Annotated in this window: 23 protein-coding genes and 1 other RNA gene; 21 read left to right on the top strand and 3 right to left on the bottom strand. The window is 32.7% G+C overall.

Annotated elements, in window-relative coordinates:
• Positions 1-86 precede the first annotated feature (86 nt).
• The gene (locus tag KA856_RS10255) at positions 87-314 is read right to left on the bottom strand and encodes a hypothetical protein (RefSeq protein WP_107383689.1); all 228 of its coding nucleotides are present in this window, start codon (positions 312-314) and stop codon (positions 87-89) included.
• Between the two features lie 352 nt (positions 315-666).
• Between KA856_RS10255 and KA856_RS10250 the strand changes: the two genes are divergently transcribed.
• The 15 genes from KA856_RS10250 (at position 667) to KA856_RS10180 (ending at position 14,574) form a co-directional block, all read left to right on the top strand.
• Positions 667-1,695: a sugar-binding transcriptional regulator gene (locus tag KA856_RS10250; protein WP_107383690.1), complete on the top strand. Its 1,029-nt coding sequence runs from the start codon at positions 667-669 to the stop codon at positions 1,693-1,695.
• A gap of 39 nt (positions 1,696-1,734) precedes the next feature.
• Positions 1,735-2,742, top strand: a complete 1,008-nt coding sequence (gene gap, locus KA856_RS10245; protein WP_019469448.1) for a type I glyceraldehyde-3-phosphate dehydrogenase — start codon at positions 1,735-1,737, stop codon at positions 2,740-2,742.
• A 129-nt stretch (positions 2,743-2,871) separates the two neighbouring features.
• Positions 2,872-4,062 carry a phosphoglycerate kinase gene (locus KA856_RS10240; protein ID WP_107383691.1) on the top strand — a complete coding sequence of 397 codons (1,191 nt, stop codon included), beginning with the start codon at positions 2,872-2,874 and terminating at the stop codon, positions 4,060-4,062.
• Between the two features lie 64 nt (positions 4,063-4,126).
• On the top strand, positions 4,127-4,888 hold the full coding sequence (gene tpiA / locus KA856_RS10235) for a triose-phosphate isomerase (protein WP_107383692.1): 762 nt from the start codon (positions 4,127-4,129) through the stop codon (positions 4,886-4,888).
• A gap of 1 nt (position 4,889) precedes the next feature.
• Complete coding sequence (gene gpmI / locus KA856_RS10230; protein WP_107383693.1) at positions 4,890-6,407, top strand: 2,3-bisphosphoglycerate-independent phosphoglycerate mutase; 1,518 nt, start codon at positions 4,890-4,892, stop codon at positions 6,405-6,407.
• Between the two features lie 192 nt (positions 6,408-6,599).
• Positions 6,600-7,904 (top strand): surface-displayed alpha-enolase, encoded by a 1,305-nt coding sequence (gene eno / locus KA856_RS10225; RefSeq protein WP_107386153.1) that lies wholly within the window; start codon positions 6,600-6,602, stop codon positions 7,902-7,904.
• Between the two features lie 219 nt (positions 7,905-8,123).
• Positions 8,124-8,585, top strand: coding sequence for a hypothetical protein (locus KA856_RS10220; protein WP_107386152.1), 462 nt, complete (start codon positions 8,124-8,126; stop codon positions 8,583-8,585).
• Between the two features lie 68 nt (positions 8,586-8,653).
• The gene (gene secG, locus KA856_RS10215; RefSeq protein WP_019469442.1) at positions 8,654-8,887 is read left to right on the top strand and encodes a preprotein translocase subunit SecG; all 234 of its coding nucleotides are present in this window, start codon (positions 8,654-8,656) and stop codon (positions 8,885-8,887) included.
• A gap of 140 nt (positions 8,888-9,027) precedes the next feature.
• Positions 9,028-9,768: an alpha/beta hydrolase gene (locus KA856_RS10210; protein WP_107386151.1), complete on the top strand. Its 741-nt coding sequence runs from the start codon at positions 9,028-9,030 to the stop codon at positions 9,766-9,768.
• Between the two features lie 35 nt (positions 9,769-9,803).
• Entirely contained in the window at positions 9,804-12,176 is a 2,373-nt protein-coding gene (gene rnr, locus KA856_RS10205; protein ID WP_107386150.1) for a ribonuclease R, read from the top strand.
• 22 nt (positions 12,177-12,198) lie between these two features.
• Positions 12,199-12,663 carry an SsrA-binding protein SmpB gene (gene smpB / locus KA856_RS10200; RefSeq protein ID WP_019469439.1) on the top strand — a complete coding sequence of 155 codons (465 nt, stop codon included), beginning with the start codon at positions 12,199-12,201 and terminating at the stop codon, positions 12,661-12,663.
• A 99-nt stretch (positions 12,664-12,762) separates the two neighbouring features.
• Positions 12,763-13,122, top strand: a transfer-messenger RNA (tmRNA) gene (gene ssrA, locus KA856_RS10195).
• 152 nt (positions 13,123-13,274) lie between these two features.
• Positions 13,275-13,544 (top strand): hypothetical protein, encoded by a 270-nt coding sequence (locus KA856_RS14050; RefSeq protein WP_338132625.1) that lies wholly within the window; start codon positions 13,275-13,277, stop codon positions 13,542-13,544.
• 33 nt (positions 13,545-13,577) lie between these two features.
• A complete protein-coding gene (locus KA856_RS10185) occupies positions 13,578-13,808 on the top strand; it encodes a hypothetical protein (RefSeq protein ID WP_338132624.1) in 231 nt (76 codons plus the stop codon).
• A 373-nt stretch (positions 13,809-14,181) separates the two neighbouring features.
• Entirely contained in the window at positions 14,182-14,574 is a 393-nt protein-coding gene (locus KA856_RS10180) for a YolD-like family protein (protein WP_107386149.1), read from the top strand.
• A gap of 45 nt (positions 14,575-14,619) precedes the next feature.
• Here KA856_RS10180 and KA856_RS10175 read toward each other — a convergent pair whose 3' ends face one another.
• Positions 14,620-15,594, bottom strand: a complete 975-nt coding sequence (locus KA856_RS10175; RefSeq protein WP_107386148.1) for a type 1 glutamine amidotransferase family protein — start codon at positions 15,592-15,594, stop codon at positions 14,620-14,622.
• Positions 15,595-16,117: 523 nt separating this feature from the next.
• On the opposite strand from KA856_RS10175, the gene KA856_RS13905 reads away from it, so the two are divergent.
• The 4 genes from KA856_RS13905 to KA856_RS10160 all read left to right on the top strand — a co-directional run bounded on the left by KA856_RS13905 (position 16,118) and on the right by KA856_RS10160 (position 18,167).
• A complete protein-coding gene (locus KA856_RS13905) occupies positions 16,118-16,675 on the top strand; it encodes an Abi family protein (protein ID WP_233432411.1) in 558 nt (185 codons plus the stop codon).
• Entirely contained in the window at positions 16,648-17,241 is a 594-nt protein-coding gene (locus tag KA856_RS13900; protein WP_245344311.1) for an Abi family protein, read from the top strand. Before KA856_RS13905 ends, KA856_RS13900 begins: the two co-directional genes overlap by 28 nt.
• Before the next feature lie 384 nt (positions 17,242-17,625).
• Positions 17,626-17,835 (top strand): hypothetical protein, encoded by a 210-nt coding sequence (locus KA856_RS10165; protein ID WP_226953573.1) that lies wholly within the window; start codon positions 17,626-17,628, stop codon positions 17,833-17,835.
• Positions 17,835-18,167 carry a sigma-70 family RNA polymerase sigma factor gene (locus KA856_RS10160; RefSeq protein ID WP_226953575.1) on the top strand — a complete coding sequence of 111 codons (333 nt, stop codon included), beginning with the start codon at positions 17,835-17,837 and terminating at the stop codon, positions 18,165-18,167. The genes KA856_RS10165 and KA856_RS10160 overlap by 1 nt, the downstream gene beginning before the upstream one ends.
• 226 nt (positions 18,168-18,393) lie before the next feature.
• Here the strand turns inward: KA856_RS10160 and KA856_RS10155 are convergent, their stop codons facing one another.
• Positions 18,394-18,954: a hypothetical protein gene (locus KA856_RS10155; protein WP_107386509.1), complete on the bottom strand. Its 561-nt coding sequence runs from the start codon at positions 18,952-18,954 to the stop codon at positions 18,394-18,396.
• 777 nt (positions 18,955-19,731) lie between these two features.
• On the opposite strand from KA856_RS10155, the gene KA856_RS10150 reads away from it, so the two are divergent.
• Both KA856_RS10150 and KA856_RS10145 read left to right on the top strand, forming a co-directional pair.
• Positions 19,732-20,025 (top strand): antibiotic biosynthesis monooxygenase family protein, encoded by a 294-nt coding sequence (locus KA856_RS10150; RefSeq protein WP_107386508.1) that lies wholly within the window; start codon positions 19,732-19,734, stop codon positions 20,023-20,025.
• 695 nt (positions 20,026-20,720) lie between these two features.
• Entirely contained in the window at positions 20,721-20,999 is a 279-nt protein-coding gene (locus tag KA856_RS10145; protein WP_245336600.1) for a YolD-like family protein, read from the top strand.
• The last annotated feature ends 55 nt before the right edge of the window (positions 21,000-21,054 follow it).

The following is a 21,054-nucleotide window of genomic DNA, read 5'->3' as shown; positions in this document are numbered from 1 at the left end:
GTAATAATTAATGTAACTTAAGCACTGAAATGAAATATCGTATATTATTTATAATACGAATCATATAAGACAAAGAAAAAGAAAGCTTAAAATAGCAGGCTTACTAAATATGAAATGAATGACAATAGCAGTATGATGGAAAAGCAACCACCTAAACAACCAAAAGGTCCTAAATGACAGCCAATGTGTTTGTTGTAATTAAAGGGTTGATATGGGTTTTTTTGAGAACTTTCTTTTGTTTCTTTAAAGTAATCGTCATCTTTATATCTCTTATCTTCTGGGTCTATCACTTCTGGGTGTTTATTGTTAGACATGTATATTCCTCCTGATAAATACTATTTAAATTTATATTTATTTTAAGCATAAATAGTGATTGATTCAATGAAACGCATGTTGATGAAATGATTTTAAAACATATCATCAAAAAAATTAATGGTAAATGATTAGTGAAATATGGAATCGGGTATAGTTATTCTATAGACAAAAGATTTATAGAAGTTTAGAATTTACTTTATTTAAGATAAAAGTATTTCTCTTGCTTTTTTAAATGTATAGTAGTATTATTGCAAATATAAGAGGTTATATTTTTTTGTCCCAGCAGGGACGAAAAAAGTCAATCTATGGTTAGAACTTGACCCTTGTATATAGAAACGGAGGAGGATAGTAGTGAAAGACTTGATAAAAATTCAACAAAAGTTAGTTCCAGAAATTGTTGAAAAGATGTATCGTCGTTTTTCAATACTCACTACTATCGCTCAGTATCAACCCGTCGGTAGACGTAGTTTAAGTGAATATATGGATTTAACTGAAAGAGTATTGCGTTCTGAAACAGATGTTTTAAAGAAACAAGCGCTTATCAAAGTTAAACCTACAGGCATGGAAATCACTGAAGCTGGTGAAACGACAGTACGCCAATTAAACAGTTATTTTAACGTTTACTCGGATGATCATCACCTTGCTCAAATTATCAAAGAAAAATATGGCATTAAAGATGTTTATGTCATTCCTGGTGATTCAGACACTGATAAAACGGTTAAAATTGAGTTATCTAAACAAGCGGGACAGCTAGTTGAAGATGTTTTATATGATCACGCAACTGTAGCAGTTACAGGTGGCTCAACGATGGCATACGTAAGCGAATCTATGCATCGCCAACCTTACGATGTATTTTTTGTACCCGCTCGAGGTGGACTTGGTGAAAATGTTGTATATCAAGCCAATACGATTGCTGCCAGTATGGCACAGCAAACAGATGGAGATTATACAACGCTTTATGTGCCAGATAATGTCAGTGAAACAACCTATAACACACTTATGTTAGAACCGTCAGTGATACACACCTTAGAGAAAATTAGAGAAGCGAATATTACAATCCACGGCATTGGTGATGCGCTGAAGATGGCGCGAAGACGTCAATCACCTAGTGAAGTTATTGAAAAACTTCAACATCACAATGCCTCGGGAGAAGCATTTGGATATTATTTCGATGAACAAGGACAAATCGTTCACAAAGTAAAAACGATTGGACTTCAATTAGAAGATCTTGTATCGAAAAAGTTTATCTTTGCCGTTGCTGGGGGTAAATCAAAAGGAGAGGCAATTAAAGCCTATCTTTCGATAGCACCTAAAAACACTGTGTTAATCACAGATGAAGGCGCGGCAAGTATTATCGCAAATAATAGTAATAAAAAGTGATTCCACTTTTTAAATATCATTTTAAAGGAGGCCATTATAATGGCAGTTAAAGTAGCAATTAATGGTTTTGGTAGAATTGGTCGTTTAGCATTTAGAAGAATTCAAGATGTAGAAGGAATCGATGTAGTAGCAGTAAACGACTTAACAGATGACGAAATGTTAGCTCATTTATTAAAATATGACACTACACAAGGTCGCTTCACAGGAGAAGTTGAAGTTGAAGAGAATGGTTTCCGCGTTAACGGACTAGAAGTTAAATCATTTTCTGAGCCAGATCCAAGTAAATTACCTTGGGGAGACTTAGATATCGATGTAGTATTAGAATGTACTGGTTTATTCACAGATAAAGAAAAAGCAGAAGCACACATCAATGCAGGCGCTAAAAAAGTATTAATTTCAGCACCAGCTAAAGGTGATTTGAAAACAATCGTATACAACACTAACCACGATACTTTAGATGGTTCAGAAGATGTTGTTTCAGGTGCTTCATGTACTACTAACTCATTAGCACCAGTTGCTAAAGTTTTAAATGATGAATTCGGTTTAATCGAAGGTTTCATGACTACAATCCATGCATACACTGGTGACCAAAGCACACAAGATGCGCCTCACAGAAAAGGTGACAAACGTCGTGCTCGTGCAGCTGCTGAAAACATTATCCCTAACTCAACAGGTGCTGCTAAAGCTATCGGCCTAGTAATTCCTGAAATTGATGGTAAATTAGACGGTGGAGCACAACGTGTACCAGTTGCAACTGGTTCATTAACTGAATTAACAGTAGTATTAGATAAAAATGTAAGTATCGAAGACGTAAATAACGCAATGAAAAATGCATCTAACGAATCATTCGGTTATACTGAAGATGAAATCGTTTCTTCTGACGTAATCGGAATGACTTACGGTTCATTATTTGATGCAACTCAAACACGTGTTATGACTGTTGGAGATCGTCAATTAGTTAAAGTAGCAGCTTGGTATGATAACGAAATGTCATACACTTCACAATTAGTACGTACATTAGAATATTTAGCAAGTCATGCTAAATAATTTGATGTTCACTTTAGTTTAACAAGTATAGCGTTGTGAAATTGAATCAATAAGCTTAGGAGTAAGCGGGGAGCTCAACGCTTCTCCGCTTATTTTACTTTATTCATCCATCTAAAGGAGGAAGATTACATGGCAAAAAAAATTGTATCTGATATAGAGTTAAAAGGTAAAACTGTACTTGTACGTGCGGATTTTAACGTACCTATGAAAGACGGGGAAATTACGGATGACAACCGTATCGTTCAAGCTTTACCAACTATAGAGTATATTATAGAGCAAGGTGGTAAAGTCGTTTTATTCTCTCACTTAGGAAAAGTTAAAGAAGAAAGTGATAAAGCAGAATTAACTTTAAAACCTGTAGCTAATGCATTAGCTGAAAAATTAAATAAAGACGTGACATTTGTTCCTGAAACACGTGGAACACAATTAGAGCAATCTATCAAAGCGTTAAATGAAGGTGATGTGCTATTAGTTGAAAATACACGTTTTGAAGATTTAGAAGGTAAAAAAGAGTCTAAAAATGATCCTGAATTAGGTGAATACTGGGCATCATTAGGTGATGTCTTCGTAAATGATGCATTTGGAACGGCACACCGTAAACATGCGTCAAACGTAGGTATTGCAGCACACCTAGAAACTGTAGCAGGTTATCTAATGGAAAAAGAAATTAGATATATCGGTGGCGTTGTAGAAAACCCAGATAAACCTGTTGTTGCAATTCTTGGTGGTGCTAAAGTTTCAGATAAAATTGGTGTAATCACTAACTTATTGAAAATTGCAGATAAAGTGCTTATTGGTGGCGGTATGTCATACACATTCTTCAAAGCTCAAGGTAAAGAGATTGGCCTATCTTTATTAGAAGAAGATAAAGTAGACTTTGCAAAAGAATTGTTAGAAAAAGCAGGAGATCAAATCGTATTACCTGTAGATTGTAAAGTTGCAAAAGAGTTTTCTAATGACGCGAAGATTACAGAAGTTTCTGTAGATGATATACCTGCAGATCAAGAAGCGATGGATGTTGGTCCAAAAACTGTGGAATTATTCAAAGAAAAATTACAAGGTGCACATACGGTAGTATGGAATGGACCTATGGGCGTATTTGAATTCAGTAATTTTGCAAAAGGTACAATTGGTGTTTGTGAAGCAATTGCTGAGATGAAAGATGCAAACACAATCATCGGTGGAGGCGACTCAGCTGCAGCTGCGATTTCATTAGGATATGCAGATGACTTTAGTCACATTTCAACTGGTGGCGGTGCATCATTAGAATATCTTGAAGGTAAAGAACTGCCAGGTGTAGTTGCGATTGCTAATAAATAATCGCTAATTTACGAGCAAAACTTGATTAAACAATAATCATAATTTACTAATAGGAGTGTATATAATGAGAAAACCAATTATTGCGGGTAACTGGAAAATGAACAAAACGGTTCAAGAGGCTAAAGATTTTATTAATGAATTACCAGCATTACCAGATACTAAAGAGGTAGAATCAGTAATTTGTGCTCCAACAATTCAATTAGATGCTTTAGTAACATCAGTTAATGAAGGTAAAGCACAAGGCTTACAAATTGGTGCACAAAATGCCTTTTATGAAGATAACGGTGCATTTACAGGTGAAACATCACCAGTGGCATTAGCTGATTTAGGTGTGAAATATGTTGTTATTGGACACTCAGAACGTCGTGAAATCTTCCATGAAACGGATGAAGATATCAACAAAAAAGCACATGCTGTATTCAATCACGGTATGACACCAATTATTTGTGTTGGTGAAACAGACGAAGAACGTGAAAGTGGCAAAGCTAATGAAGTTGTTGGCAACCAAGTTAAAAAAGCTGTAGAAGGCTTGTCAGAAGCACAATTGAAACAAGTTGTTATCGCATATGAACCAATTTGGGCAATCGGTACTGGTAAATCATCAACTGCAAAAGATGCCAATGAAATGTGTGCATTTGTAAGAGAAACAATCGCAGATTTATCTGGACAAGCAGTTGCTGATGCAACACGTATTCAATATGGCGGTAGTGTTAAACCTAACAACATAAAAGAATACATGGCAGAATCAGACATTGATGGCGCATTAGTAGGTGGCGCATCACTTAAAGTGGATGATTTTGTACAATTGTTAGAAGGTGCAAAATAATATGGCTAAACAACCAACTGCATTAATTATTTTAGATGGTTTTGCAAATAGAGAAAGTGAGCATGGTAATGCTGTAAAACTAGCTAATAAACCTAATTTTGATCGTTATTATAATCAGTATCCAACAACCCAAATCGAAGCAAGTGGCTTGGATGTTGGACTTCCTGAAGGTCAAATGGGTAATTCAGAAGTTGGACATATGAATATCGGTGCTGGACGTATTGTTTATCAAAGTTTAACGCGTATCAATAAATCTATTGAAGATGGCGATTTCTTTGAAAATGATGTATTGAATCACGCCATTCAACACGTAAAAGGTAATGACTCAGCACTTCATATTTTTGGTTTATTGTCAGATGGTGGTGTGCACAGTCATTATAAACATCTATTTGCTTTATTAGAATTAGCCAAAAAGCAAGGCGTTGACAAAGTTTATGTACATGCGTTTTTAGATGGACGTGATGTAGATCAAAAATCTGCACTTAAATATATCGAAGATACAGAAGCTAAGTTTAAAGAATTAGGCATTGGCCAATTCGCATCTGTTTCAGGTCGTTATTACGCAATGGATCGTGATAAACGCTGGGATAGAGAAGAAAAAGCTTATAACGCAATTCGTAACTTTGGTGGAGAAACATTTGAATCAGCTAAAGCTGGTGTTGAAGCAAACTATGCTAAAGACTTAACTGATGAATTTGTTGAACCATTTATCATCAAAGATCAAAATAATGGTGTAAATGATGGAGATGCAGTCATTTTCTATAACTTCCGTCCTGATAGAGCTGGTCAACTGTCTGAAATCTTTACAGATAAAGCATTTGAAGGCTTTAAAGTGGATCAAGTAAATGACTTATTCTACGCTACATTTACAAAATATAATGATAATGTTGATGCAAAAATTGTTTTTGAAAAAGTTGACTTAACTAATACAATTGGTGAAGTTGCACAAGATAATGGCTTGAAACAGTTACGTATAGCGGAAACTGAAAAATTCCCACACGTCACTTATTTTATGAGTGGTGGCCGCAATGATGAATTTGAAGGCGAACGTCGTAGATTGATTGACTCACCTAAAGTTGCAACTTATGATCTTAAACCAGAAATGAGCGCTTATGAGGTTAAAGACGCACTCATTGAAGAGTTAAATAAAGGTGATTTAGACTTAATCTTATTAAACTTTGCCAACCCTGATATGGTAGGTCACAGTGGTATGCTTGAACCTACGATTAAAGCAATTGAAGCGGTTGATGAATGCTTAGGTGAAGTCGTAGATAAAATTGTTGATATGGGTGGTCATGCCATTATTACAGCTGACCATGGTAACTCAGATATGGTATTGACTGATGATGAGCAACCGATGACAACACATACGACTAATCCTGTACCAGTGATTGTTACTAAAGAGGGTGCAACTTTACGTGAAACAGGTCGACTAGGTGATTTAGCACCTACATTGTTAGATTTGTTACAAGTAAAACAACCTGAAGACATGACTGGCGAATCACTCATCAAGCATTAATTTGATATAAATAAAATATGGACTAAAATTAGCAAAATAAAAGCGTGTCACAGTTTAAAATTTGCTTAAAAGACTGATGACACCCATAATCAAATTGAAGTAATTAAATTATTTGTATTTATAGCATTTATAGCTATAATGAAGATGAAATTTAATATTTCTAAACTACTTATTATAAAGGAGATTACAAACATGCCAATTATTACAGATGTTTACGCTCGCGAAGTCCTTGACTCACGTGGTAACCCAACAGTGGAAGTAGAAGTATTAACTGAAAGTGGTGCATTTGGACGCACACTTGTACCATCAGGTGCTTCTACTGGTGAACACGAAGCAGTAGAATTACGTGACGGAGACAAAACACGTTATTTAGGTAAAGGTGTAACGAAAGCTGTTGAAAATGTAAATGAAATTATTGCACCTGAATTAATTGAAGGTGAATTTTCAGTATTAGAACAAGTCTCAATTGATAAAATGATGATTCAATTAGATGGAACTGAAAATAAAGGTAAATTAGGTGCAAATGCTATTCTTGGTGTTTCTATTGCAGTAGCACGTGCAGCAGCTGATTTATTAGGTCAACCACTTTATAAATATTTAGGTGGCTTTAATGGTAAACAATTACCAGTTCCAATGATGAATATTGTAAATGGTGGTTCTCACTCTGATGCGCCAATCGCATTCCAAGAGTTCATGATCTTACCAGTTGGTGCAGAAACATTTAAAGAATCATTACGTTGGGGAGCAGAAATTTTCCACAACTTAAAATCAATCCTTAAAAACCGTGGTTTAGAAACAGCAGTAGGTGACGAAGGTGGTTTCGCTCCTAAATTTGAAGGTACAGAAGATGCTGTTGAAACAATATTAGAAGCGATCAAAGCAATTGGATTAGAACCTGGTAAAGATGTGTTCTTAGGCTTTGACTGTGCTTCATCTGAATTCTTCGAAGATGGCGTTTATAATTATGCTAAATTTGAAGGTGAAAATGGTTCAAAACTTACAGCAGAACAACAAGTTGACTATTTAGAAGAATTAGTTAATAAATATCCAATCATTTCTATTGAAGATGGTATGGATGAAAATGACTGGGACGGTTGGAAAGTATTAACTGACCGCATCGGTGATCGTGTTCAATTAGTTGGTGACGATTTATTTGTTACAAATACTGTTAAATTATCAGAAGGTATCGAAAAAGGCATTGGTAACTCAATCTTAATTAAAGTTAACCAAATTGGTACATTAACTGAAACATTTGATGCTATTGAAATGGCTCAAAAAGCTGGATATACAGCAGTAGTATCACACCGTTCTGGTGAAACAGAAGATACAACTATTGCGGATATCGCAGTTGCTACAAATGCAGGCCAAATTAAAACTGGTTCATTATCTAGAACTGACCGTATTGCTAAATACAATCAATTATTACGCATCGAAGATGAATTGTTTGAAACAGGCAAATTCGATGGTATTAAATCTTTCTACAACTTAGATAAATAATATTTATCTTGAAAAAGAGTTCACGCGCTAACACGTAAGCCCAATGGGTTTGCGTGTTTTTTTATTGCAAGACACGTTAATATCATTTATGATTCAAAATTGTGTCAGACAAAGATAAGATTCAATAAATACATCGTCAACGTTATTTAATTTGTTCATCTTTGTCAGTGAAACTGATATAATTAAAAGTGTAAATTATAGAAGGAGTATTGACTGATTATGAAGGCACAACCTAAAACAAAAGAAATTAGAACAGGTCATTTTCTTGCTTACACTTCACTTATCATAGCAATATTATATGCCATCCATTTATTTGTTATTTTAGATGACAGTGTGATAAAACAAATGTTAATAAATAGTAGACAAAAGCCTTCTGAAAACGCAATTGGTGTTATAAAAAACAGTTTCCAATTTACAGGTATCATGTATGTGATTGCTAATTTAACAGGGATTATTGCGATTTGGAATAGGCACACGTATTTGTGGTGGTTTATGTTTGCAGTATTCACTTCACAAATTTTATATAATTTAGTTAATATCAGTTCGGTTTATGAGGCGATATTAGATACAAAATCAATGATAAATATCTTACCGTTAACAATTGTATTGATCATGTCACTTATTTTAGCGATTTATATGTTGGTTGTTTCAATCAAACGTAAAAGCACTTTTAATAGATAGAAGTTTGCTAAATAAGTTAAACGTGTGATATAATGCGGTTCGTATATAATGAATGGAGGACAATTTTTATGCATACATTTTTCATGATCATTTTAATTTTAGATTGTATTGCATTAGTGACTGTTGTATTACTCCAAGAAGGTAAAAGTAATGGACTATCAGGTGCGATAAGCGGTGGCGCTGAACAGTTATTTGGTAAACAAAAACAACGTGGCGTTGATTTATTCTTGCATAGATTAACAATTGTATTGTCTGTCATTTTCTTCTTGTTAATGTTAGGCATAAGTTATTTTGGTTTATAAGGTCCGACAATGTAAAAGTCGGGCTTTTTTATTTATAATAGAAGTATTCGGCTTTTAAATGCTTCAAAGTAGGGAATATATTTTGAGTACAACTGATATCATATTTATTTTAATAGCTTGGACGAAAGGATTGAATCACGATGCAAATTAGATTACCAGAACCATTCTTTTTTGAAGAAGGTAATCGTGCTGTATTACTTTTACACGGTTTTACAGGAAATTCTTCAGATGTAAGACAATTAGGGAGATTCTTACAAAAAAAGGGTTACACTTCTTATGCGCCACAATATGATGGGCATGCAGCACCACCAGAAGAGATACTTCAATCTAGTCCATTTGCATGGTATAAAGATGCGATAGATGGATATGAATTCCTTGTGGATAAAGGATATGATGAAATTGTGGTGGCTGGCTTATCACTTGGTGGTTGTTATGCATTGAAAATAAGCTTAGATAGAGATGTAAAGGGTATTATAACAATGTGTTCACCTATGCATATTAAGACTGAAGGTGCAATGTTTGATGGTGTCTTAACGTATGCACGTAATTTTAAAAAATACGAAGGCAAAGATGAAACAACAGTAGAAAGAGAAATGGATGCGTTTCATCCAACAGATACTTTAAAAGATTTACAAGGTCAAATTCAAAGTATACGTAATCAAGTAGATGAGGTTATGGATCCGCTACTGGTTATCCAAGGTGAGCAAGATCAAATGATTAATACAGATTCTGCTAACATTATATACAATGAAAGCGACTCAGATGATAAAGAGATTAAATGGTATGAGAATTCAGGACATGTCATTACAATTGATAAAGAAAAAGAACAAGTTTTTGAAGATATATACCAATTCTTAGAATCATTAGATTGGTCCAAATAAATTTACAGTATTTAATAAAAGAAAGGAGGGGCATAATGAATTTAAAGCAATCCATTGAAGAAATTATTAAACAACCAGATTATGAACCCATGTCTGTATCAGATTTTCAAGATGCATTAGGTTTAAATAGTGCCGACTCATTTAGAGACTTAATCAAGGTACTTGTTGAATTAGAACAAACAGGATTAATTCAACGTACAAAGACAGACAGATACCAACGTCAGGAATCTAAAAAATCAAAGCAATCGAAATTAATACAAGGTACACTTAGCCAAAATAAAAAAGGTTTTGCATTCTTACGTCCTGAAGACAATGATATGGATGATGTCTTTATCCCACCTACGAAAATTAATCGTGCAATGGATGGAGATACCGTACTTGTCGAATTACAAAACTCTAAAGGTGAACATAAAGGTAAGTTAGAAGGTGAAGTGAAATCAATTGAAAAGCACTCTGTTACTCAAGTAGTGGGTACGTATAGTGAAGCTCGACATTTTGGTTTCGTGTTACCTGATGATAAACGTATTATGCAAGATGTCTTTATTCCCAAAGGGCATAATTTAGGTGCGATAGATGGACATAAAGTCTTAGTACAAATTACAAAATATGCCGACGGTACCGATAATCCAGAAGGCCAAGTTTCTGCAATTTTAGGCCATAAAAATGATCCAGGTGTCGATATCTTGTCGATTATCTATCAACATGGTATTGAAATTGAATTCCCAGATAAAGTGTTAGAGGAAGCTGAAGCTGTTCCAGATGAAATTAAACCATCTGAAATCGAAGGACGTCGTGATTTAAGAAATGAGCTAACCATTACAATTGATGGTGCAGACGCTAAAGACTTAGATGACGCGATTAGTGTGAAAAAGTTAGATAATGGACATACGCAATTAACGGTAAGTATCGCCGATGTCAGTTATTATGTAACAGAGGGGTCAGCGTTAAATGAAGAAGCATACGACCGTGCAACGAGTGTTTATTTAGTAGACCGTGTGATTCCAATGATACCTCATCGACTAAGTAATGGCATTTGTTCATTAAATCCACAAGTGGATAGACTAACTTTGAGTTGTCAAATGGAATTAGATGAACGTGGGCATGTAGTTAATCATGAAATCTTTGATAGTGTGATTCATTCAAATTATCGTATGACTTATGATGAAGTGAATGAAATTATTACAGATCAAAATGAAGACACGCGTAAACAATATAACGAAGTTACACCAATGCTAGATTTAGCTAAAGACTTATCAGAACGTTTAATCAATATGCGCAGACGCCGCGGTGAAATTGACTTCGATATCAGTGAAGCCAAAGTACTTGTCAATGATGAAGGTATCCCAACAGACGTAGAATTAAGAAAACGCGGTGAAGGTGAACGTCTCATCGAATCGTTTATGTTAGCAGCCAATGAAACGATAGCAGAACACTTTGATCGTTTAAATGTGCCATTTATATATCGTGTTCATGAGCAACCAAAATCAGAGCGTTTACGTCAATTCTTTGATTTTATTACTAACTTTGGTTTAATGATTAAAGGTACTGGTGAAGAAGTTCACCCATCAACTTTACAAAAAATTCAACAAGAAGTAGAAGGCCAACCAGAGCAAATGGTCATTTCTACAATGATGTTACGTTCAATGCAACAAGCACGTTATGATGATGTGAATCTAGGTCACTTCGGTCTGTCAGCAGAGCACTATACACACTTCACGTCACCGATTCGTAGATATCCAGATTTAATCGTGCATAGACTCATTCGTAAATATCTTATTGATAAAACAATGGATGATAAAACACTTAATAAATGGGAAGAAGCATTACCAGAAATTGCTGATCATACATCACAAAGAGAACGAAGAGCGATCGAAGCAGAACGTGATACAGATGAATTGAAAAAAGCAGAATATATGGTTCAACATATTGGAGAAGAATATGAAGGTATCATTAGTTCTGTGGCTAATTTTGGTATGTTTATCGAATTGCCGAATACAATCGAAGGTATGGTACATGTATCAGAGATGACAGACGATTACTATCACTTCGATGAACGTCAAATGGCAATGATTGGAGAACGTCAAGCTAAAGTCTTTCGCATCGGTGATCCAGTTACAATCAAAGTTGTTAACGTAGATGTTGATGAGCGTATGATTGATTTCCAAATTGTTGGTATGCCATTACCGAAAAAAGAACGCAGCCCAAGACCTTCACGTGGTAAGACCATTCAAGCGAAACCACGCGGTCAGTCATTAGATAAGTCAAATAATGATAAAAAGGGCAAGAAAAACCAACGTAAAGGTAAAAACCAACGCAATAAAAACAAGCCAGCAAGTGGTAATACAAAACATAAACCATTTTACAAAGATAAAAAAGTGAAAAATAAAGCTCGTAAGAAGAAAAAATAATTCAACAAAGAGGTGAAACTCAATGCCAAAGAAAAAATCACCAGGAACATTAGCTGAAAATCGTAAGGCCAGACATGACTTTAATATAGAAGATACGATTGAAGCGGGCATTGTGTTGAAAGGGACAGAAATTAAGTCCATTCGTCGTGGCAGTGCAAACCTTAAAGATAGCTATGCGCAAGTAAATCGTGGCGAAATGTTTTTAAATAATATGCACATTGCCCCATATGAAGAAGGGAATCGATTTAACCATGATCCACGTCGTTCACGTAAATTACTATTACACAAACGTGAAATAGAAAAATTAGGGGAACGCACCAGAGAAATTGGTTATTCCATCATTCCTTTAAAACTCTATTTAAAACACGGTCAATGCAAAGTTTTACTTGGTGTTGCAAGAGGTAAGAAAAAACATGACAAACGTCAAGCATTGAAAGAAAAAGCAATGAAACGTGACGTAGATAGAGCACTTAAAGCGCGTTATTAAGCGAAAATATTGCCAAAGACATTGATCTTTGGTAATATAATATGTGCTTTCTGAAAAAGATAGATGATTAAATCTGCAGAAAGTACATTATATTATTACGGGGGCGTTTTTGGATTCGACAGGGGTCCCCGAGCTAGTTAAGCGTGTCGGAGGGCTGTCTCCGCACCAACACACACAGTTAAAAATTAACTGACAAATCAAACAATAATTTCGCAGTAGCTGCCTAATAGCACTCTGCATCGCCTAACTGCATTTCCTATGTGCAGTTAACGCGATTCAACCTTAATAGGATACGCTAGGCACTGCCGTTTGAAGTCTGCCTAGAAGAGATTAATCGAACTAGCATAATGTCGGCTGTCTATCACCTAACATTATGCGAAATACCTTGATAGACTACACACGTAGAAAGATTAGTATCAGGACCTCTGGACGCGGGTTCGAATCCCGCCGTCTCCATATTAGAGCACTCAACCATTGTGGTTGAGTGCTTTTTACTTGTATAAAAATTTTGAAATTTATTGAGAGTTGTTCTAGAAAGATAACTGCGTAATTATCATAGCATGGTTGATACTTATAAGAATAAATCACATGATATGGATGAATTTCAATATATGAACCTAGAATCGATTGTAAAGGGAATTACAGCAGTATATAACGATAGTGATGTAAAAGTGCAGCAGATTATTAAGCTCATATGGTGGGATGATAAGAAGCACACAGATGAAGTTGTAGCTGATGTGATGGGCATAAGTGAGACACGCAAAAAAAGTTATATTAAAACGTGTTGCAAAAGCAGTAGAATAGGTATGACTTACGATAAAGCTACTGTAAAAGCGTATATATTAAATTACCACAAGATACAAGATAATAGTGTTTCATGAGATGAAGATGTTGGGATTGATGACTTCTTTAATGTGAATGATCAATCAGAAACTCATGAGATAGATAATAATAATGTAGAAGAAAGTATATTTTATAATGAAATAGAAACTGTTATAGAAAGAGTAGCGACTGAAAAGGAACATAATTTATTTTTATTACTATGTAATGGTGTGAGTTTTGAAAAGATAGGTAATATATTCGGAGTTAAAGCACCTAGAGTTAAGCAGATGTTAAATGAGTTGTTGGATAAGATAGCGTATTAATTATCTAGGATAGGCACATAGCGGTGCTTGCCTTATTTTTCACGTCTTAATACACATTTTATAAAATTAAAATCAATTTATTTTATTATACAGTTTGGAAGTAAAATTAAACGTCTAGGGAATTTATAATTAATTGTTAGAAAATTGTGTTAAATTATACTCAAGTCAAACAATTAAGGAGTGATAAAAATGTATACTGGTCCTTTTTCACTTACTGGTATGATAGATACAGTCAAAGCTGCTGTAAATGCAGTTTCAAACCTTGTTTCCTAATACTTGTTTGCTTACTAACCACTCACACATGTCACTGGGTGGTTATTTTTTATTTTACATACACGAACAAACGTTCTATTATGTTTATTGAGGTGATACTATGATGCCAGATAAATATAAAAATGAAACGGACTATCGTAAAATACCACGTGAATATCTTAATCCACGCATACCAAAAGGACGCGGCATGGTAAAATGGCAGCCATTTAAGACTATGCCTGAACGGTATGAGAGATTAGAGCAGTATGTTGAGGACCAGAACAAAATAGATAAACCTTTATTAAGCGATGACCAACTGTATGAATTGAACGAAGCTTTAATGTTCAAAATGCTCAACGATCCAGAAGTAATTATTAGTTATTATGAAGGTGGATACATTAAAAATATAGAAGGTTACATTCGAAAAGTATATGATTATGAACAGATGTTATATTTAGATGATGGAACTGGGTTAGGTAGAATTAGTTTGAGGGACATTGTAGAGATAAAATAAGCCCACCTAAATGAATAGGTGGGTTTTAACATATTAATGAAATAGTTATATCTGTTTTTGTAAAATCTCTTTTATTTTATTAGTTTGTATATCAATTGATTGAGGACCATTTCCAGTTAGTAAATTTAGGTTAGAATCGTAAACAATATGTGCTTTACTGAAATTTTTGGTTGTTTCAACATTGAATCCCTCTGACTCTAATTTTTTGTCTACGTAGTAAGTTAGTCTGGTTTTATGATTTTTAACTTTAGGGTATCCAGTGCTAAGCATAAAAAGTTCTCCTGTTTTTGGAACAGTCGTTATTTTGGCATTTTTATATTTAGAGTTTGCATATAGATATTTTTGATTATTTTCATCGATTCTGTATTTTGTTGATGTTAAAGCGATTGGAGCATGACATATGAAAGAAGTTAATATTTGATTTTCTGCTAATATATTTAATATTTCACCTAATTCTGGATTGTCTAAAAAGTCTACCATAGGTGCGTGTCCACCAGGTAGGTGAACGAAATCTAAGTTTGTAAAAGCAAAGTTATTATTCGGATCTCTATTTTTATCTATAAGTTCTTTAAATGAGTAAAAGTTTCTCTCTTCTAGAGGTTCCATTTCTTTTATGATTCTGTATCTATAATCTGCAGCCTCTTTATTTGTAGCTGGTAAGTTACTTGATACTGGAATTTTCCCCATTAATTCATATAAGATATTAAGTTCTTTCTGTCTTCTATCGAATAGATTTTTGTTATTTTCTCTGTATTTATAAATGTTTTTCGATAACATTTCTTTTGCACTAAAGTAACCTAATTTTTCACCAGCTTGCATAGATAAAGATTCTCCGTTTATATCCAAGGTTGGTTTTCTACCGTCTGGTGTAGCAAAGATGAATTCATATTCATCTTTAAACGTTTCCAAAACTTTCCCTAGTTCTGGAAGGAAGAATCCGATATTTACAGACGTATTTTTAGGTTCGCTTAAGGGTAACTGATTGGCTGATGAAACAACAATTAGAGCTTGTTTTTTCATAATTTTGCCTCCTTGAAAAATTATATATTAAATGATTGAAACAAAAGATACATTTTTATAATAGCACTTATTAAATATGGAAAACAAAAGCCCATCTAAATGAATAAAAATAAATGACAAGGAGTATTTTTTCATGTTGAGTAGAGAAGCTACAAAGGTATTGCAATATCTAAATAAACAAGAAAAGAAATTTGTGAAAAATAAAAACAGCTTATATTAATCCCACCTAAATGAATAGGTGGGTTGTTTATATATTTGGCAAGAAGAATAGTCATTGTTAGGATTGAACGAATACTTATACGTATATTCACTTCTCGATGCAGCACAGAGTGAATGTCAGAGTTAATAAATTTAAATTATAGTATATTTCAATTAATAAAATGGATAAGTTGTTAAAAAGGAATATTTAAAGTTGATAGAGTTACATTACTTACTTATAATTAATTTATCAGTAGTCAACTAACGCCTCTTATTGAAATGCGAAACACAGTTGGCCTTTTTTTTATATATTAGGAGTGTAGTCATGTCTGAATCGTTACAAATGGAATTAAAACAACTAGAAAAAGCAATGTATAATGAAAAAGCAATAGATATAGAACCATACAAAAATCTAGAATTGGATTTAAAATTTTTAAATCATGAAAGTAAAGAAGACTTAACTTACCCATTTACTATAGATCAAATGTTAAAAAAATTAGAATCTAACAATTTATTTTTTCCTGAAAACGATTCAAAGCAAAAATGTATTGGTTTATTAAACAGCGTTGGTTATTATAATTTGAAACATTTTATGTATAGTGAATTTGGTAAAAAAGAAAATAAAAATTTTGATTTAGTATATGCACTTTATGAGTTTGATAGATACTTATTAAAACAATTATATAGTTTGATAAATATCTTAGAAGTGCATATAAGAAATTTAATATTAGATGTTTATATGTTAGAAGTTGATTCGAGAGATCTTCATCCGGCACTTTTTTACCTAGATAAAAGTATATATTTCTCAAAAAATAATGACGTGTATCAGATAACAGAAAAAAAGAATTTAACAGATTGCAAAATACGTTTTGGAAAGCAATAGATCAAAAAAGTAGTAACGAAAATGTTCGTCATAACCAAAACAAATATGATGTGATACCTGCTTGGGTTTTATTTCAAAATTTAAATTTTGGAGATTTAGCCACGTTTTACAGGTTATCGCTAACAGCAAATAAAAATAAAGTTAGTAAAAAAATGGAAGAATTGATTGAACAAAATACTGGTAAAAATATTAAAATTCCAGAGCGAATTATGTCTAGTTGGTTAAATAGTATTCGATATTTAAGAAATAAAGTAGCGCATACTGATATAATTTATGGTATAAATTTAACAAATGCGTGTAAGGAACATAGTTCTGATGAAGAAATGTTTATTAAGCTAAAAAATTCTAATTATCAGCAACGATTAATATCTTTTTTATTAGCAATGCAAAAAATATTTATGAGTATGCCAGAACATTGTATTAAAATATGGAATGATACATTAAATAAAATTGAGAATAAAAGCGAAAGTAATGAAATTATAAAGTTGTCAAGAATTGGTATTGTAGATAATGATATATCATATTTAAAAATCAAGCTAGTTAGTGAACAGAATAATTATGTCTAATTTGCTAAAAAAGTAATTTGAACTTGTGAGTTTTATTAATAACTTTATTTGCTAAACTGTAATTCTTAAATATGCGATAATGAATTAGCTTAGAGTGCACAAATAGCTGTTGTTTTTTCAATTTTAACATTTTACACCCAATCGGTAAGGCAATATAAACATTGATATGGCAATGTTTATAGCGATTTTTAAATGTATACATAATTGCTTTAATGAACTCCCGCCGTCTCCATATTAGAGCACTCAACCATTGTGGTTGAGTGCTTTTTTCATGTATGAAAATTTTGAAGTTTATTAAGAGTTGTTCTAGAAAGATAACTGCGTAATTATCACTAGGTTGATTCTTATAAGAATCAACCTAGTGATATGGATGAACTTCAATATATGACCCTAGAATCAATTGTAAAGGGTATTACAGAAGTATATAACGATAGTGAAGTTAAAGTACAGCAGATTATTAAACTCACATATTGGAACGATAAGAGGTATACAGATGAAGTGATAGCTGATGTGATAGGTGTAAGTGAATTAACACTAAGACATGCAAAAGAAGTTATATTAAAACGTGTTGCGAAAGCAGTTGACTATGTGTGATGTATGACAAGAAAACAGTTAAAAAGTTTATATTAAATTACCACAAGACAATGAATAATAGTAATGAGTGTGACGAAGATGTAACTGTGGGTGACTTTTTTAGTGTGGATGATCAAGCTGAATCGCATGAGATAGATAATAGTAATATTGAAGAAAGTATATTTTATAATGAAATAGATGCTGTTATAGAGAATGAGGCAACTGAAGAAGAACATAATTTATTCTTATTACTTAGTAATGGTGTGAATTTTGAAGAGGTTGGGAGTATATTTGGTGTGCAGTCACAAAGAATTAGGCAGATGTTAAATAGTTTATTGGATAAAATGAAGTAAATAAAAGGGGGCTGAAAACTACCCCTTTTTTATTTATTTTTGCTATTATTCATCTTTTGTCCAAATGTAGTAATTGTAAATACTATTATAAATAGACCAATTCCTATTAAGATAGAACTTAATGTCTGATTGGTAACTAAATTTAAAATTAGCAACGTGTACAACGTGGATAATAAGGCTGATAAAAAAACAATTAAAATTTTAATAATAGAAAACACCTCATTTGCTACTGATTTACAACACTATCTACAGTGCCATCAACTTTACCTTTAATTATAATGCCATTTTTAGGAACTGCATTACCGCCAAATGCATTAACTAAATACCCTGCAAACGAACCCGTAAAACCACCTGATACACCGCCAATTAAAGCTCCTAACGCACCAGCTGCACCAGACCCTCCAGCTTTTATTATACCTGTTGCTGCACTATGTGATAGGTATAAGTCTACTTTATCCGAATTTTTGCCTTTACCATATACTGCTTTTGTTACTCCGCCTTTTTTAGCGGCATAAGTATTGATACTATTATTACTTTCAGCTGATTCAAAACCGCTAGTATCATATCCTTTTTTATTTAATTCTGATTTTAACTCTTGATCTGAAATATATTTAACGTAGTGGTCTCCTTCATTTTGTGCATCACTTGGTATGTTATTTATACTCAATTGTTGTTTTTGATGGACATTACTGTTTTCTTTACTCGCTTGTGTGATAGGTGAACCTGCTAAAGATAACGTAAATATTGATGCTAATACAGTACTAGTGATCTTCGCATAATTGTTCATAATGAATACCTTCTTTGATTTATATAACTAACATAACAAAATAATGTAAAATAAAATGGGATTTTTCATAAGTGATACAATATAATTCCAAGATGATAGTATTTGCTAAAACCAATAAGCAATAAAATGATTTTAGTATACTAGAATAAGTTTTACCATTCCTTAATAGAGTGCTCTCTAATAATACTGTTTAGTATAGGCAATATGCGCTTGCCCTATTTTTGGCTTTTTAATACATATTTTATAAAATTAAAATCAATTTATTGTATTATACAATTTTTAAAATAAATTAAACATTTAGGAAAATAAATTTTATAACAAATAAATTGCGTTAATATTTGTTTATGTTCAAATGACAGGGGGGATAGTAAAAATGGAGACAGTAATAAATGCAGTAGGATCTGCAGTTAAATGGGTTGCGAACAATCCAGACACTGTAGTGAAAGTAGTGAACTTTGTTAAAGACCATATTTAATAAAGTTTAAACTACATACTAAGTGAAATGCGCCTCATCTAAATATATAGATGGGGCGTTTATTTGAAGTATCAGATAAGAAAGTGAAACAAGTATTTGATAGGGTGTAGGATAAAATAGTGGAAGGGTAAGCACTTATGTGTTTGCCCTATTTTTTATGTTATCATTTAAATAAATTATTCCGATGCTCAACGTCAATAAAGAAATTGGAATAAAGCAAAATAAATTAGTGATATAAAAGTGATTAATATAAAAAAATTGAATTACTTTTTTTCATAATATATCTAAAGGGGGATTTTGCATTGGTGCTTGAAGGAGCGATGTTACAAGTTAAAAAGAATATGGAAAATGAATTTGAGGAATCTTTTAGAGAAGCCTCTATTATTATTAGTTCGATGAAAGGTTATTTAAATCATTCGTTAAATAAGTGTTTTGAAGAAGAAGGTAAGTATTTGTTATTGGTTGAGTGGGAAACATTAGAAGATCATACAATAGGTTTTCGTGAGTCTGAAGAATATACAAAGTGGAAGACTTTATTGCATTGTTATTATGAACCTTTTCCTGTAGTTGAACATTTTTACAAAATAGAAGTTTAAGTGATTTAATTAGGTTATTTGTACAACAATTGTGATATATAAAATACAACAGATTATTAAATTGTAATGGTGGGACGTATATTTGAAGTATCAGATGAGAGAGTAAAACAAGTATTTGATAGGGTGTTGGATAAGGTAATGGATTGATTATCGAGTGTAAGCACTTATGTGCTTGCTTTATTTTTTATGTTAAAATAAAATTGTTTCGTGGCTCAACGTCAATAAAGCAATTATATTGAAATTTAAAGAATGGGTGATTTTTTGAATATTAATTCAGAATTAGACACAAATTTTTTTATATCTATTTGGTTAAATATTTTATTTTTGTTTGGTCTTATTTTTATTACACAATTAGAAAATTTGGTTGTATTAATACCTTATGTTCTTGTAATGGGTGTGAATTCAATATACTTAGTTATTAAAGCAATGAAAATTAGAAATAATCGCAGTTTATAAAAGTTTGGTATAGTGAAGTGAATATTTTTGTCTTTCTATTAAGCCACCCACACATGTCACTGGGTGGTTATTTTTTATTTCACATACACAAACGAATGTTCTATTATATTTATTAAGGTGATAATATGATGTCAGATAAATATAAAAACGAAACTGACTATCGTAAAATACCACGTGAATATCTTAATCCACGCATACCACAAGGACGTGGCATGGTTAAATAGCAGCCTATCAAGACAATGCCTGAACAGTATGAGAGGTTAGAACAATATGTTGAGGACCAAAACAAAATAGATAAACCTTTATTAAGTGATGACCCATTATATGAATTGAATGAAACTTTAATGTTCAAAATGCTCAATGATCCAGAAGTAATTATTAGTTATTATGAAGGTGGATTTATTAAAAATATAGAAGGTTACATTCGCAAAGTGGATGATTATGAACAAATGTTATATTTAGATGTAGGAACTAGATTAAGTAGAATTAGTTTAATGGATATTGTAGAGATAAAATAAGCCCACCTAAATGAATAGGTGGGATCCAAGGTTCAAAATCAATAAAGTAATTATG

This window comes from Staphylococcus sp. GDB9P120P, assembly GCF_017893435.1.
In the GTDB taxonomy this organism is placed as follows: domain Bacteria; phylum Bacillota; class Bacilli; order Staphylococcales; family Staphylococcaceae; genus Staphylococcus; species Staphylococcus cohnii.
Note: the sequence above shows the minus strand (reverse complement) of the source record. Positions and strands in the feature narration are given on the sequence as shown.